Origin of the sequence: Methanolinea mesophila (assembly GCF_017873855.1) — an archaeon.
GTDB lineage: Archaea > Halobacteriota > Methanomicrobia > Methanomicrobiales > Methanospirillaceae > Methanolinea_B > Methanolinea_B mesophila.
The window spans coordinates 1,344,468-1,359,086 of the sequence record NZ_JAGGKR010000001.1 but is presented as its reverse complement, the minus strand read 5'-3'; the positions used below and the strand labels follow the sequence as shown (position 1 = coordinate 1,359,086).

At 60.7% G+C, this 14,619-nt stretch carries 14 protein-coding genes; 5 read left to right on the top strand and 9 right to left on the bottom strand.

Features of this window, described 5'->3' with window-relative positions; genetic code table 11:
• The 4 genes from J2741_RS06475 to J2741_RS06460 all read right to left on the bottom strand — a co-directional run bounded on the left by J2741_RS06475 (position 1) and on the right by J2741_RS06460 (position 4,091).
• Positions 1–909, bottom strand: a complete 909-nt coding sequence (locus J2741_RS06475; RefSeq protein WP_209674180.1) for a methionine synthase — start codon at positions 907–909, stop codon at positions 1–3.
• Positions 906–2,198, bottom strand: coding sequence for an aspartate--tRNA(Asn) ligase (gene aspS / locus J2741_RS06470; protein ID WP_209674179.1), 1,293 nt, complete (start codon positions 2,196–2,198; stop codon positions 906–908). Before aspS ends, J2741_RS06475 begins: the two co-directional genes overlap by 4 nt.
• 84 nt (positions 2,199–2,282) lie before the next feature.
• Positions 2,283–3,269 carry a hypothetical protein gene (locus J2741_RS06465; RefSeq protein ID WP_209674178.1) on the bottom strand — a complete coding sequence of 329 codons (987 nt, stop codon included), beginning with the start codon at positions 3,267–3,269 and terminating at the stop codon, positions 2,283–2,285.
• 123 nt (positions 3,270–3,392) lie between these two features.
• Entirely contained in the window at positions 3,393–4,091 is a 699-nt protein-coding gene (locus tag J2741_RS06460; protein WP_209674177.1) for a HepT-like ribonuclease domain-containing protein, read from the bottom strand.
• A gap of 318 nt (positions 4,092–4,409) precedes the next feature.
• Here J2741_RS06460 and J2741_RS06455 point away from each other — a divergent pair, with 318 nt between their 5' ends.
• Positions 4,410–4,919 carry a hypothetical protein gene (locus J2741_RS06455; RefSeq protein ID WP_209674176.1) on the top strand — a complete coding sequence of 170 codons (510 nt, stop codon included), beginning with the start codon at positions 4,410–4,412 and terminating at the stop codon, positions 4,917–4,919.
• 14 nt (positions 4,920–4,933) lie between these two features.
• Here the strand turns inward: J2741_RS06455 and J2741_RS06450 are convergent, their stop codons facing one another.
• Together J2741_RS06450 and cofD are read right to left on the bottom strand one after the other, a co-directional pair.
• Positions 4,934–6,208 carry a HEAT repeat domain-containing protein gene (locus tag J2741_RS06450; protein ID WP_209674175.1) on the bottom strand — a complete coding sequence of 425 codons (1,275 nt, stop codon included), beginning with the start codon at positions 6,206–6,208 and terminating at the stop codon, positions 4,934–4,936.
• Positions 6,209–6,274: 66 nt separating this feature from the next.
• Entirely contained in the window at positions 6,275–7,189 is a 915-nt protein-coding gene (gene cofD, locus J2741_RS06445) for a 2-phospho-L-lactate transferase (RefSeq protein WP_209674174.1), read from the bottom strand.
• Positions 7,190–7,445: 256 nt separating this feature from the next.
• Here cofD and J2741_RS06440 point away from each other — a divergent pair, with 256 nt between their 5' ends.
• The 4 genes from J2741_RS06440 (at position 7,446) to J2741_RS06425 (ending at position 12,138) form a co-directional block, all read left to right on the top strand.
• Entirely contained in the window at positions 7,446–8,654 is a 1,209-nt protein-coding gene (locus J2741_RS06440) for an HD domain-containing protein (protein WP_209674173.1), read from the top strand.
• Between the two features lie 102 nt (positions 8,655–8,756).
• Positions 8,757–9,200 carry a hypothetical protein gene (locus tag J2741_RS06435; RefSeq protein ID WP_209674172.1) on the top strand — a complete coding sequence of 148 codons (444 nt, stop codon included), beginning with the start codon at positions 8,757–8,759 and terminating at the stop codon, positions 9,198–9,200.
• Between the two features lie 529 nt (positions 9,201–9,729).
• On the top strand, positions 9,730–10,965 hold the full coding sequence (locus J2741_RS06430) for a UbiD family decarboxylase (RefSeq protein ID WP_209674171.1): 1,236 nt from the start codon (positions 9,730–9,732) through the stop codon (positions 10,963–10,965).
• A 3-nt stretch (positions 10,966–10,968) separates the two neighbouring features.
• Entirely contained in the window at positions 10,969–12,138 is a 1,170-nt protein-coding gene (locus J2741_RS06425) for an aconitase X (protein WP_209674170.1), read from the top strand.
• Positions 12,139–12,216: 78 nt separating this feature from the next.
• Here J2741_RS06425 and J2741_RS06420 read toward each other — a convergent pair whose 3' ends face one another.
• From J2741_RS06420 to J2741_RS06410, 3 genes are read right to left on the bottom strand one after another with little or no spacing between them, the layout of a single operon-like run.
• Complete coding sequence (locus tag J2741_RS06420; RefSeq protein WP_209674169.1) at positions 12,217–12,666, bottom strand: universal stress protein; 450 nt, start codon at positions 12,664–12,666, stop codon at positions 12,217–12,219.
• Between the two features lie 4 nt (positions 12,667–12,670).
• On the bottom strand, positions 12,671–13,951 hold the full coding sequence (locus tag J2741_RS06415; RefSeq protein WP_209674168.1) for an ArsB/NhaD family transporter: 1,281 nt from the start codon (positions 13,949–13,951) through the stop codon (positions 12,671–12,673).
• Between the two features lie 17 nt (positions 13,952–13,968).
• Positions 13,969–14,511, bottom strand: coding sequence for a hypothetical protein (locus tag J2741_RS06410; RefSeq protein ID WP_209674167.1), 543 nt, complete (start codon positions 14,509–14,511; stop codon positions 13,969–13,971).
• Between the last annotated feature and the right edge of the window lie 108 nt (positions 14,512–14,619).

Here is a 14,619-nt window from a genome sequence, read left to right as displayed (position 1 = left end):
CTACCCCTGACACTCTTTTCTTGCCGTTTTCGCGGCCTCTGCCATGTGAGAAAGCTTGGCATACGCCGTGTCCCGTGAATGCATCCGGAGCCCGCAGTCCGGGTCGACGAGCATCTGTTCCGGGCCGAAGAGTTCTACACCACCCCTGATCCTGGAAAGGATGACATCAGCAGGTTCGACCTCCGGGCTCGCCGAGTCCACGCACCCGAACCCGATCATCCTCCCTCCAAGGTCTTTTCCGGAGATTATTTCCATATTGCCAGGGTTCCTGGAGAACTCGAAGTCCAGGATCTGCACGGGATAGGAGAGGAGGTCGTCCACTACTGCTCCCAGGTCCCCGCAGACGTGGAGGCAGACCGGGACCGAGACCTGTCCGGCGATTATCGCAATGGCTTTTTTCGCGACCTCCAGGTCGCCCATACCCGTGGACAGGATCGGTTCGTCGATCTGGAGAACCGCGATCCCTTCTTCCTGGAGTGCACGGGCCTCCAGCGCGAGCGCCGAAGCGAGGTCCGGGACCAGTTCCTCACGGTTCCGGTAGAGCGGTGTTGCGAGGTGGAGGGCATGGGCGAGGGTTGTCGGCCCGGTGACGATCCCTTTCACGAGGGGGGTCCTCCGGCGGGCATACCGCACATCCGCCGCGGTGATGGGCGCGGATGCGGGGAGCACCTTTCCCACCACCTCCTGTCCACGGATCCCGGGGAGGCGGGAGGTAAAGGCACCCACCATATCGCCCCGTACCTGTCCGTCCGATATGATATCGATCCCGGCGCTGATCTGGTCCTCCACCGCCCGCTTCATCGCGGACCGGAGCGGATTTACGAGCGAAGAGAGCCCTCCGCCCTGCACTACCGGATAGCTCCCCACCACGGTCGTGGGAAGGAGCGGCGCGCCGGGAATGAGGTTCATGGCACCAGCCTGTGCCGGTCCCTCGGGAAGAGGACCGCCTCCCGGATGTTGCCGAGCCCGAGCATGGTCATCACTACCCGCTCCGCCCCGAGCCCCCATCCCGCGTGGGGCGGCATGCCGTAGCGGAACGGGGTCAGGTAGAACTCGAAACTCTCGGGATTGAGACCTTTCGCACTGATCTGCTGTACGAGCAGGTCGTGCTGGTGGACCCGCTGGGCTCCGCTGGAGAGCTCCATCCGGGGGTGCATCATGTCGAACGCCTTACAGATCGAGGGGTCGTGCTCGAAAGGCATGGCATAATAGGGCTTGATCTCCGTCGGCCAGTCCACGATGAAGTAATGACACCCCATCTCCTCGCCGATGGCTCTCTCCGCCGCCGAATTGAGATCGTCCCCGTACCCGATCGGCTCCTCGATCTTCTTCTGCGCGATAGCGATGGCTTCCGCGTAATTGAGCCTGGGGAAGGGGCAGTCGGGAACGGCGAAATCCCTGATCTCGAGATTGGCGAGGGCATCCTGGCAGTGGTCCGCCACATGAAGGTAGGTATCCCGCACCAGGTCCTCGAGCAGGTTCATGACCTCGTAGTGGTCCGCGAACGAGACCTCCACATCGATCGATGTCGCCTCGTTCAGGTGCTTGGTGGTGTTATGCTCCTCGGCCCGGAAGATGGGCCCGATCTCGAAGACCTTCTCGAACCCGGCGGCCATCATCATCTGTTTGTAGAGCTGCGGGCTCTGGTTGAGGAACGCTTCCTTTTCGAAATACGCGATGGGAAAGAGCTCGGTCCCTCCTTCGGTCGCCGCGGCCACCACTTTGGGGGTGGTGATATTGACAAACCCGTGGGAGAAGAGGAACTCGTTGACCTTGTGGATCACCGCGGACCTGATGGTAAAGACTGCCGCAACCCTGGGCCTGCGAGCGTCAAGGAACCGTGAATCAAGCCTGGTATCAAGCTCCGCAGGCACCTTCTCCACCACGTCGAGGGGCATGGGGCTCTCGCTCCGGGAGATGATCTGGAAGACCTCGGGGACCAGTTCCCGGCCCCCGGGGGCTTTATCGATCGCCTTCACGGTCCCGGAGATCCGGACCACGGACTCACGGGAGACCTCCTTTATCGCGGTGAGCACATGCTCGGATGCCTTTTTCTTAGGTACGGTGACCTGGATAATTCCTGTCCTGTCCCGGATAAGGAAGAATGCGAGCCCTCCAAGATCCCGGACCTCATGGACCCACCCAAAAATTTCGGCAGTGCCGGTCTCGGGGGTCACATCCTGTATCGGTATCCGCATATCAAATCCTATAGCTATGCGATCTCCGGGCACATGGGTTTTGCCCCCTCGGCCGTGTGAACCGGGCCGGGAGAGTACTTACCGTTATCCTTCTGCGTCCCCAAACACGTGGGCCTGCGTGGCCTCTTCTATCCGGTCCTTCTGTTTCTCGGCCTCTCTCAGGTGCCCGGGGGATTCCCACGGGTACCAGTTGGGCATGGCCATCATCACCATCCACCGGTTCGCGATCTCTTCGCCCTGGCGGTAGAGGTCCGAGAAGAGGTCATCCCCGATCGGCCGTTCGAAGTCCACGGTCAGGCTGAGCTTGAGGACGTTCGACATTGCATCACCCACGATCTTGGTGTGGTACCAGGGGGACCTGGACCAGCGGACACTCATCATCTCCTTGACATCGAGGTTCCGGAACTTCTGCAGTTCGGGGATATTGATGACCGGGTTGAGCTTGTTCTCGGAGAGGTAGTAGGCGAGGATCATATCCCTGCCGTAGTAAAGTCCGTTGTGCATCACGAAGTAGCGCTGGGGGAGGAACTCCTTTGCGGGGACGAGGTCGTGCATGTCACGCATGCTCTCCTTTACCAGAGAGTAGATCTGCGCATTGCGCATCATGGGATACTTCTTGGCGACAAGGATATTCGCGAGCACGCTCCATGGCAGGTCCGAGAGCGTCTCGTGGAAGAGCATGTAGAGATAAAAGATGAGCTGTTTTTTTCGCCAGATCTCCATGTTCCGGGTATTCTCGTCCTTCAGGGTATCCAGGTAGATCTGGTTTGCACCCCTGATCGCGCTCTCCTCGGTAAACGAGAGGACCCTGTACTGTCCATTCCTGGCAGCCATTCCCCGGAACAGGAGCTGGACGCAGTTTTTCGCGATGACGAAGTCCTTGAGCATACCGAGCATGGAGCCCGGGAACGCGATGATATTCTTCCCGGTGCCGAAGGTGTAGTCATCCACCAGCAGACCGTGGGGCGGGACATCCATCCTCCGGGACAGAACGATCTCGGTGCCGAGCGCGCTCTCGGCATAATCCAGAAGGGCCTTGAGGGGCGGGGAGAGGTTATACGAGGAACTCATGCGTCACGACCCGGAATTGGTGCGGCTCCTTCACCAGGGCGGACGTCCGTATCCCTGGATGAAGGCTCACTATTGGATCTCTCGTGCTCTCCCCTAATAACCATGCTGAAACGACCGGAACCGTCAATGCTCTCCCGATGAGCCCCCGGGCGGCTCCCGGGCCGGGGGACTCTTCTGCAGGTGTGCAATGATTGCGTCGAGGTCCTGGATCAGCGGAGGGATGAGATCGGTAACCGCACTCCAGGCGATCTTGAGATCTGGCCCGTAATACGGGTGTATAAGCCTGTTATGAAAACAGATCAGGAGGTTCCAGGGGATTTGCGGGTTACGCATCTTCTCCCCGGGAGAGACCTGGACCGCACAACGCCCGATAGTGTCCAGGGAAAGGGATACCTTCCTGTTCGAAGGCTCTTCCAGGGAAAATTGTCGGAAATTTGCCTTCTGTTGGTATTCCAGGAGAAACCCGGCCTCCTCCCTGATCTTTTCGATGCACGAAAGGTCTTTTCCCCTGCCATCGAAGGGAGGTGCCTCTTTCATTTCCGGGGGGTGCTCCGCAAGGACGCGGGTGGTGACCAGCCAGGCCTTCCGTCCGAGCAGTTCCTCGATGAAGGTTGAAAGCTCACAGAAATTTTTCAGGTTCTCCCCGGCCGACTGGAACTCCACCAGGACATCGATACGCCCGTCCTCCTCTTCCTCGCCCCTGGCGAGGGCGTCGAAGATGCCCAGTTTGGTGATACCGTAGAGCTTTTTTGCCACCGGGAACTTGCTGTTCAGCTTTAAGAGGACCTCCTCTCCGGTCGACGGGCGGTCGCGGCCGCTCATGACGTGCCTCCCCGCCTACCGCTAATGGTGCGACAGATCCCGAACCGCATGTACCCTTTTTATTGCGGCGGGATCGACGATAAGGTTTCGAATGTCCCCATGCCGGTTCCGGCTGCCCGGGGGACCGGAGGGGGGATCCCGGAGACCGCGAGCCGGGAACTTTCCCGGGGGTGTGGCCAGGCTGAATAACCCTCCCCGGATGAGACAGTTTCCTAACCTCCGGTCGGAAGGGGATCCCCCGAAAGAAGGTGCCGTGACAGCCGGGTCAGAATCCGGTCAGAACCGCACCTTAATGTGTCCCGGGCGGGAGAGTCATGCATGAACTCTTCAGGATGGATCCTGGTCGCAATAGCGGGGTGCATGGTGCTCGCCGCGGGTTGCGCGTACTATCCCGGGGGTCCGGCGACCCCTCCCCCCACCACGCCGGTTCCCACCGCCACGGTCTCCCCCGTGGAGACCACTCCGGCGGTCACTGCAATTCCTTCCGGAACATCTCCCGTTCCCGGTCCGATCCGTTACGTTCCCGGGGGCACGTACCACGTCGGGGACGAGATCCTGATCTCGGGGAGCACCATCCTCTCCGGGGGGAACCAGCTGCTCATCGAAGTGACCTCGGTCTCGTTCGGGCCTGCCCCGAAGGAGAATAACACCGCGTTCTCCGGCGCGTCGGCAGTCGTCACGGTGGAGGAGGGAGTCCCGCCGGGTAACAATTCATGGTCCTACATCCTGGATACCGCCGGTTTCGTCCCGGACGAGTACGTCGTGACCATCACCGCGCTTACGGTGCGGAATCTCTCGGAGACCTCGACGTTTACCCTGTTGCCCTGAAAAAAGAATGTAGATTACCAGAGATTTTTTTTATTTTTTTCTTCGGGGGGATCGTTCTCCGCGGGAGGGTCTCCAAGATCGATCTCTGCCGGGGGTGTCCTTTCCGGGAGCGGACGGGATATGCCGCATTTCTGCTTGATCATCTCCACCCCCTCGAACGCTTCCCTTCGCACCGCAGGGTTCTCGTCGGTCAGCTTCCGCGAAAGGGCTTCGAGCGAGTTCTTATCCCCTATCTCTCCGAGCAGGATTGCCGTCCGCCGGCGCACGTCCGCGTTGGGATCGTCGAGGAGCTCGAGGAGCGGGGGAGTCGACCGGGTCCCCAGTATCCAGAGCGCCTCCATGGCACAGTTCCTGACGATCTGGTCACCGTCATGGAACGCTCTGACAAGAGCCGGTATGGCAGGGTCGCAGATATCGGTCAGGGCTTTCGTCGCCTCCCCGCGAACGCTCTTCTCTTTGTCATCGAGGCACCGGATCAGGGCCGCTGTGGCCTTGGCGTCCCCGATCCGGCCCAGGATATTGGCGGAATGCCGGCGAACATCCACATTCTCGTTACCGAGTGCGCCGATCAGGGAATCCACCGCAGGGTAGCCGATGGAGATAAGGGCCAGGGACACCCGCTGCTGGTACTCTCCGGTCCCCTCTCCCAGGGCCGTTATCAGGGGTTCGATGCTTTTCGTTCCAAGGAGGCACAGGGTCTCCACTGCGGCCATCCTGACATACCCGTAATCGTCGCGGAGGACACCGATCAGGGGGGTGACCGACGACTGCTCGTCGTACCGCCGGAGCGCGATCGCCGCTTCCTGACGTACCAGCGGTTTCTCATCGGAAAGTGCCCGGATGATCCCGGGGACCGCCTGGGGCACCCGCATCAGGCCCAGGATCTCGATGGCGCCCCTCCTGATATGAGGATTTGAATCGGAGAGCGCCCTCTCAAGCGGTTCGATCGAGGGGTCGCCGATGAGAATGAGCGCCCGCTCGGTCTCTCTCCTCACTGCCTCGTCCTCTTCCGCAAGTATGGCGACGAGGGGGAGAACCGCCGGGGCGCCCATCCGGCCCAGCATATCCGAGGCACCCCGGCGGATGATCCAGAAATCGTCTTTTAATGCGTGCACCAGTGGATCGATGAACGGTCCCCCGAGTTCTCCTACCGCACGGATGGCGTTCCACCGGTCGTCGACGTCCCCGTAGGCAAGCGCCTTCTCCACCTGGTCGGAGATCCCCACCGCCCCCACGCGGAAGTCCTCCGGCTCGGCGTTACCCCCGAATATCGATTTGAATAGGCCCATTTCCTCCTCGATTACACTGTATCTGCCCTCAATCTCAAATACATATCGAGATCCCGGAGGATACCCCTACACCGCCATTCCCCGCGAACGGATCTCGTTAAGGATAAATCGGGCAAGATCCCGGCTCTTTTCCGGTCCGGTCATCAGGGTATCGAAACGGAGCGCACCGGGGACCGTGACCGGGTCCCGGATGTCCTGCACAAAGAGGTCGACCAGGGGGTCGTAGATCCCATGGACCGCACGCGAGTTCGGTTCGAAGCCACGGGCCTTCATCAGTTCCCCCGCGGGGCCGCTCACCGGGGCGTCGCCGATGAACGGGCTCACCGCGACCACGAACCGCTCTTCCAGGAGTTCTCGGACCCCCCGGCACTCAAGGATGGGAAGGATGCTGGTGATAGGGTTGCTCGGCCCGATCACCACTGCACTGCTCTCCCCAATCAGGGTGAGGGCCGGGTCACCCGCGTCCACCGGGGATGCCGGCGACCTGATCACCTCATCGACCGGGACATTACCCCGGTTCTTCACCCAGTACTCCTGGAAGTGCATGGTCGTGGTCCCGCTCCGGATCAGGGTGCGTACCTCCGCGTCGGACATCGGAAATATCCTCGCGCCGATACCCATCGCCCGGCAGAGCTGCTCGGTCGCCCCCGAGAGAGAGAGCCCCCTCCGGAGAAGTTCCCCGCGGGCGATATGCACCGCCCTGTCCCGGTCACCGATCCTGATGAACTCCTCAACACCGAGTTTTTTGGCTTCTTCGTGTGTGGCGAAGGTGTCGTCCTTCATGCCCCACCAGGTGTCCGTGTTCAGGTCGCCGGAGAAGAGGTACATCACAGTGTCGATATCGGGAGAGAGGTGGTTCCCGCTGATCCAGAGGTCCTCGGCGGTGTTTACCACCACCCCGATCTGCGGGTCGGGGAGCTCCATTCGCGCACCTCTGAGCAGTTTCGGGGTTCCGGTGCCGCCGGAAAGGAAGGTAATCATATCCACATACTTTAACCTGTCATATATCAAGATTGGGTACTATCCGGAATGGAAGGATAATTTTTCCCGCATTCCGCGCGGAGGCCGGGCGACCCCGATGTGAGGGCCCTGGCGAGAAGACCGCGACGCAGGTGTGCGGAGATCATTCTCCGGGAAGAACGATCCGGGAAGTTGAAAAAAACCGTGATGCCAGGCGCTCCGGCACTTCACGAGCAGAGGACCTAAAAAAAGAGGAAGAAATCATGGGGAACCCTGGATGAAGATCATCAAGGACCCGGTGCACGGGTATATCGATGTGGCGGATTTCGTCCTTCCGCTTCTTGACTCACCCCTTCTGCAGCGACTTCGCTACGTGAAGCAACTGGGCTTCTCTTTCCTGGTCTACCCGGGAGCGAACCATACCCGGTTCGAACACTCCCTGGGGACCATGTACCTTTCCGACCTGATGGCCCGCCAGCTCCAGCTCGATGAAGAGGAGCAGAAACTGGTCGCTGCAGCGGCACTGCTGCACGATATCGGGCACGGACCGTTCTCCCATGCCATCGAGCCGCTCATGGAGGACCTGCTCGGGTACCCCCACCACTATATCCGCCCCCTGCTCGAGGACCCCTATACCAGGGATGCGCTGGAAGGACAGGGAATCAGCCCCGCCGACCTGGTCTCGCTGATCGACGGCGACCATCCCCTCTCGGGGATAATCCACGGGGAGCTGGACGTAGACCGGATGGACTACCTGCTCCGGGATGCCCATTACACCGGAGCCCCTTACGGGACGGTCGATGCGCACCGCCTGATACGGAGCACGCTCCGGGCAAAAGACCAGATCGTGCTCCACGAGAGCGGGATCAATGCCGCGGAGTCCCTCCTGATCGCACGGACGCTGATGCGCCCCGCGGTCTATTACCACCACGTAAGCAGGATCGCGGAGATGATGTTCCTCCTGTCGGTGACTGCCCACCTCTCGGGAAACCGCGGGGAGGCTTTCGCCCTGATGAGGATGGACGATGCCAAATGCATGCACACCCTTCTTACCTCTCCGGTCACGGTTGCCAGGGAGCTTGCCGAGGGTCTCTACGCCCGGCGGCTGTACAAAAGAGCCCTGTATGTCGGACAGGACCAGGTCAATGCCTACAACCTGGCGGGGAAAGCCTCCCATCATGACGAACGGGTGTTCGCGGTCGAGATCGCGGACCGGGCGGGGGTTCCCCCGCACCTGGTGCTGGTGGATATCCCTGAGTTCCCCTCCGACATGTCCCTTCCCATCCAGGTCAAGAACCGCCACCGGGTGCTCGGGCTGGGGGAGGTCTCGCCCATCCTCACCACCCTGAACGAGACCAGGAAGGGCCAGTGGAGGGTGGGGGTTTATACTCTTCCCGCCCACGTGGAGGCGGTGGGGAGGGCGGCCGCCGAGGTGCTCCACGTCCGGCCCGTTACTACCCAGAAACGGCTTATAACGGAAGGATAGTCTTTGGTGCGGAGGCGGAACAGAACGGCAACGTTTATCATTCGAAACGCGCACCTCACAACGAGGGGTTTATAACGGCCCTCGGATGACGCGGGTGTTTGGATGATAGAAGACTGGATTGTGGTCACGACAGGGGTGGTGGCGATTGTAATCGCGCTCTGTCTCTCCTATATTTATTCCGAGGGAAGGGAGCTCTCCCTGGTCAGGAACCGGCAGAAACAAAAGGTCTACGAGGACCTTTTCCATGCCATCACCGACCTGAACGTAGCGGGTGACGACCCGTATGCGAGGGACCGGGCGAAGATGCGCCTGGCTCATACGCTGAACCGGCTCAACCTCGTTGCGGGACCGACCGTGCTGAAGCACGTGAACGAGCTCCTCGATTTCCTCAACGAATACGGGGACGACGATCTGGACGTGCTCAAGCAGCTCAACATCCTGAACAATATCGTTCGTGCGGTGCGGCGCGAGCTCGACCCCCGCACGGCACAAAAACTCGAGGATGCGCAGTTCCGGTACCGGTTCTATTCCCCCCCCAGGGGGTAATTTTTTCGGCCGGCCCGGCGGCCGCTAGGAATACGATTACCGGGTTCCCATTTTGTGTTTTTGATATTTTCGGCTTGGTTGACATCCTCGATTTCCTTCATTGATGACTATATTCCCGAGGCTTTGCCCGGGGTAGTTTAAGAACACACTCTATGGTATATGATGCTCCTGGAGCTGCGCCGCGCCGCTGCGACGCCCCGACAGGATATTTCCGGACTGTCGCAGGTCGAGGATCTTTTTACTTATTTGATATTGAGCAATATCGGCAAGAGTTAAACTTTTTCGGGAGATATCGCGCCGGGGGCTGGCGCAGTATCGTGGGCGAAGCTCCCAAGAACGTCACATGGTAAGGATGCCAACAAAGTCGATTTTGCGGTTCTCTTAGCACAGGCATTTGGAACATCCCACCCGTGGAACAAGAGGCCCCGGAATTGTTTGTCAACAGGAGGTAGTGATCGCAGGGGGAAAACACCTGTACCTGGATATCGATTTATGAGCCTCGGTCTCCAACCTGAATCCAGGTGAAGTGATGCGGGAGTTTATTGCGCGGATGAGGGAACGCGGACTGGTGACGGATATCGAGGGGGCATGTGACGAAGAGTTCGCTGCGCCGAAAATGGCGGCAGGGACGGACAGGCTGCTCTTCTTCCACAACCTCTCGGGACACCGGGCGGTGATGAACCTCACCGCCAACCGTGAATCCCTGGCCCTCGCACTGGGGATGGACCAGACTGGGATGGTGAAACGGCTTTCTGGGATGGAATACACAGGTGACGTGATCCGCGAGGGGACGCTTTCCATGGAAAAACCGGACCTCTCCCGCCTTCCGGTTATGAAACACTTCCCGCTCGATGCCGGCCCGTACATCACTGCAGGGATCGTCTTCTCCCGTTACGACGAGGTGGAGAACGCCTCCATCCACCGGATGCTGGTCCTCTCTAAGGACCGGGTCGCGGCCCGGCTGGTGGAAGGACGGCACACCCATACCATGCTCCGCGCGGCCCTGGAGAACGGGGAGCGGCTTCCTGTCGCCATGGCCATCGGGGTACACCCGGCAGTGATATTCGCGAGCTGCACCCGCGTGCCGCGGGGGAAGGAACTCGAGTTCGCTGCGGAACTGATGGGGGGCGAGCTCCGGGTCTCCCGGTGCCCGAACGGGGTGCTGGTCCCGCCCGCCGAGATCGTGCTGGAAGGGTATATCGGCGGTGAAAAGACCGCCGAAGGCCCGTTCGTGGACATCACCGGGACCTACGACCTGATCCGGCAGCAGCCGGTGATCGAGTTCACTGGTATGCACCTTGCCCCTGACTACATCTACCACGGGATTCTCCCGGGAGGCAACGAGCACAAGATGCTGATGGGAGCCCCGTACGAGCCGGTCATTTACCGCGCGGTAGCGGGGGTGACCGAGGTGAAGAACGTAGTCCTCACCACCGGGGGATGTGGCTATTTCCACGCGGTGGTCCAGGTCAGGAAGAACACCCAGGGCGACGGCAAGAACGCCATTCTCGCCGCCCTTGCGGCCCATACCTCCCTCAAACACGTGGTGGTGGTGGATGAGGATATCAACCCTGACGACCCGAAGGACGTCGAGTTCGCCATCGCGACCAGGGTCCGGGGCGATAAGGACATCCTGATAATACCCGGCGCACGGGGCTCTTCGCTCGATCCCTGCCAGGCTGAGGACGGGACCAATGTCAAGGTAGGGGTCGACGCCACCATGGAGCTCGGCCGGGAACGCGAGTTCCTCCGTGCAGGGTGGTAGCCGATGTTTTTGACCGGGGAGGAGGAGCGGATCCTCGAGGGCGAAGAGGGCGAGACCAGGATGAAGATGATGGAGATCCTGGTCGCCCTCGGGAAAGTCTTCGGTGCGGAGCGGATGGTCCCGGTGCGGAGCGTCCAGGTCTCAGGCGCTTCATATAAGACCATCGGGGAATACGGCCTCTCCTGGCTCCGGAGCCTCGATTCCACCGTCGCGGTCCCCACTATGCTCAACCCGGTGGGGATGGACCGGTCCCGGTGGAGGGAGATGGGGATCGACCCGGGATTCGCTGCGAAGCAGGAGGAGGTCATCGAGGCCTACCGCCGGCTCGGGGTGCGGCTGGAGTGCACCTGCACCCCCTACTACCTGCACCTGATCCACTACGGCGACCACCTGGCATGGTCGGAGTCCTCGGCGGTGGCCTACGCAAACTCGGTGGTGGGAGCACGGACGAACCGGGAGGGCGGGCCGAGCGCCCTTGCGGCAGCAATCGTAGGGAGGACGCCGGAATACGGCCTCCACCTCGTGGCGGTACGGGCCCCGCAGCTCGCGATCAGGGTGGAGACGGACGGCCACGAGCTGGAAACGGCCCACTACGGGGCCCTTGGATACCGGGTCGGATCCATTGCGGGGAACAGGATCCCCATCTTTTCGGGGATCCGTCCCACCCGTGACCAGTTGAAGACGCTCGGGGCGGCAATGGCCGCATCCGGTGCGGTGGCGCTGTTCCACGTGGAGGGGATCACCCCCGAGGCGCGTATCTTCACCTACGACACCCGCAGCCTGGAAACGATCCCGGTCGTGTGGGAGGAGATCACGGACGTCTTTCAGGATGCCCCTGTGGACGCGGTGGCGCTCGGCTGCCCCCACTGCTCGGAGCAGGAACTATCCCGGATCGCGTCCCTCCTTGAAGGAAAAACGGTCCGCATCCCCCTCTATGTCTTCGCAGCCCGTGGGGTCATGGAGAAACAGAAGCCCCTGGTGGCGGCCATAGAAAAGAGTGGGGCCAGGGTCTTTGCCGATACCTGCATGGTGGTCTCCCCGGCGATGGAACGGTTCGGGACTATCATGGTCAACTCGGGGAAAGCCTTCTCCTATGTGCCTAACATGTGCGGGGCTGCGGTGCGACTGGGTACCACCGAGGAGTGCATCCGGGTGGCGACGGGAGCTCCATAAAACTAAGAAGTGGGTGCGGATACCGGGGGTGTCATCCCGGGCATGAATGAACTATTTTAAAAAAATAATATCCCTGGCCTATTTCACGATCAGCAGCGGCGGAGTGATCTTCCCTGCGACCAGTTCGGAGAGCGAACCGCAGTGCGACTTCCCGCTTTTTCCATACGCGCCCATGACCACCAGGAAGTAACCCCCGCTGTTTGCCTCACGGATGACCTCGTCCTGGACCGGGCCTTCCACGACCATGGACCTGCACTTCACGTCTTCCCTGGCGCAGTGAATGGAGAGGTCGTTCATCTCGCTGTTGATGTTCCGCCGCATATCCCGCCAGATCTGCTCCTCGTAATCCTTGATCTGGCTGCAGAGTTCACTTTGCGCACAGAAATTGAACGCCAGGGCCCGTGCCTCGTTCCGGTCGAGCACCGAGAAGAACGTCACCTCCGCGCCCCTGTTTTTCGCGACCTGCAATGCGTGGATCGCGCACTTCTGGCTCCAGGTCGAGCCGTCAAGTAATACCAGTATCTTCATTCTCTCAGAACCCCACGTAGCGGATCCACAAAATCCCGACCCCCACCGCGACGGTGACTACCAGGATCAGCATACCGATCTTGAGGAACTCCATGAAAGATATTTTTATTCTGCCCCGTTCGGCGATACCCAGGACGACCACGTTGGCGGATGCCCCGATCGCCGAACCGTTCCCTCCGAGGCATGCCCCGAGCGAGAGCGCCCACCATAAGGGATAGATCTCCATCGCTCCCCCGAGGTCTTTTATGAGGGGTATCAGGGTCGCGGTAAGGGGGATGTTGTCCACCACCGCCGAGGCGAAGGCGGAGAACCAGGCGATGACCAGGATGGATTCCCCGGTGGTATGGACATGGGCCACCACGAACCCGGCGAGCTGGGATATCACCCCGGTCTGCACCAGGGCGCCCACCACGATGAACAATCCGCCGAAGAAGAAGAGTGCGGGCCATTCGATCTTCTCCAGGATCTCTTCGGGGGGCTGGCGTGTCCAGATGAGGATTGCCGCGGCACCGATGAGGGCGACGAGCGCCGGCTCCAGCCCGATGTAGCTATGGAGGAAGAAGGCGACGATCACCCCGGCGATGACGATCACCGACTTATTGAACAGGGACCGGTCCTTGATCGCCGCCCGCTCGTCGAGCCCCTCGAGCGCGGCGTGGATCGCTCCCTTCTTCTCCGGGTGCACCCTGAGGGTCCTCCCGTAGATCAGGTAGAGCATGAGGAGCACCACGGCCATATCCACCGCCGCGATAGGGCCCATGTTCAGGATGAACTCGTTGAAGGTGAGCCCCGACGCGGACCCGATCATGATGTTCGGGGGGTCGCCGATGAGCGTGGCGGTCCCTCCGATGTTCGAGGAGAATATCTCCGCGAGCAGGAAGGGGACCGGGTTCTGCTCCATCACCTGGGCAAGATAGAGGATCATGGGGGTAATCAGCAGCACGGTGGTTACATTGTCCAGGAAGGCGCTCACCAGCGCGGTGAGGATGGAAAAAAGGATAAGCACCCTGAGAGGGCTCCCCTTTGCAAATTTTGCCGTCCTTATCGCGATGTATTCGAAAAGTCCGCTCAGTCGTGCGGTATTCACGATGATCATCATGCCCATCAGCAGGAAGATGGTACCGAGGTCCAGGTAGACCGGGATCTCGTCCCAGGGCACGATCTGGAGAGCCACGACGATCGCCGCACCGGCCATCGCGGCAACGGTACGGTGGATCCGCTCGTCGATGATCAGGGCGTAGGTGAAGAGGAATACCGCAATAGCGATTAGTTCGTAAGGTATCATGCAGCACCGAAGAGAGCCTAGTAAATGACGACCGGGCAGGGCGCGGCTTTCTGAAGGCGAAGCACCATCGGGCTGATATCGCCGTTATCGCCGGCGGTCATGCCGAACTTCTTTCCGATGACCAGGAGCCCGCACGATCCCGCCTGGGCCTGGGCCTCGTCTCCTTTGACTCCCGTCCTTACGAGTGAACGGCAGGAGACTCCGGACTGCTCCACGAGCGCGCAGTTCCTGGCAACCAGTTCCCGCGCACGGCTCTCTTCCCGTTCCAGGAATTTAATTCCCGAATCGCGGCCGAGCGACTCCGTTACCACCCGCATCACCTGGTCGTCGATGAGATAGACGATGGCGACCGGCGCACGGTAGGTCAGGAAGAGGCCGGATACCTCTTCCGGAATCTCCCCGGAAAAAAAGTCGAGCAGCACCAGCACCGACGTCACCGGCGGGACCTGCAACTCTTCCTCGGTAGGGATAAAATCCCGGTATTCCTTCAGTATCTGTTCGTATCGCGACCCGGCTACGTCGCGGAACTTTCGTTCGATGAGCGCATGGTAATAGCTCATAGATAGTGACCGCCTGTCCTTAGAGGCGTCAAATCTCCGGCCTGATAATCATTGCTTCAGCAGGGATGGAACCGGGGGCCGGTCCCGCCAACGGGGGGATTTTCGCTG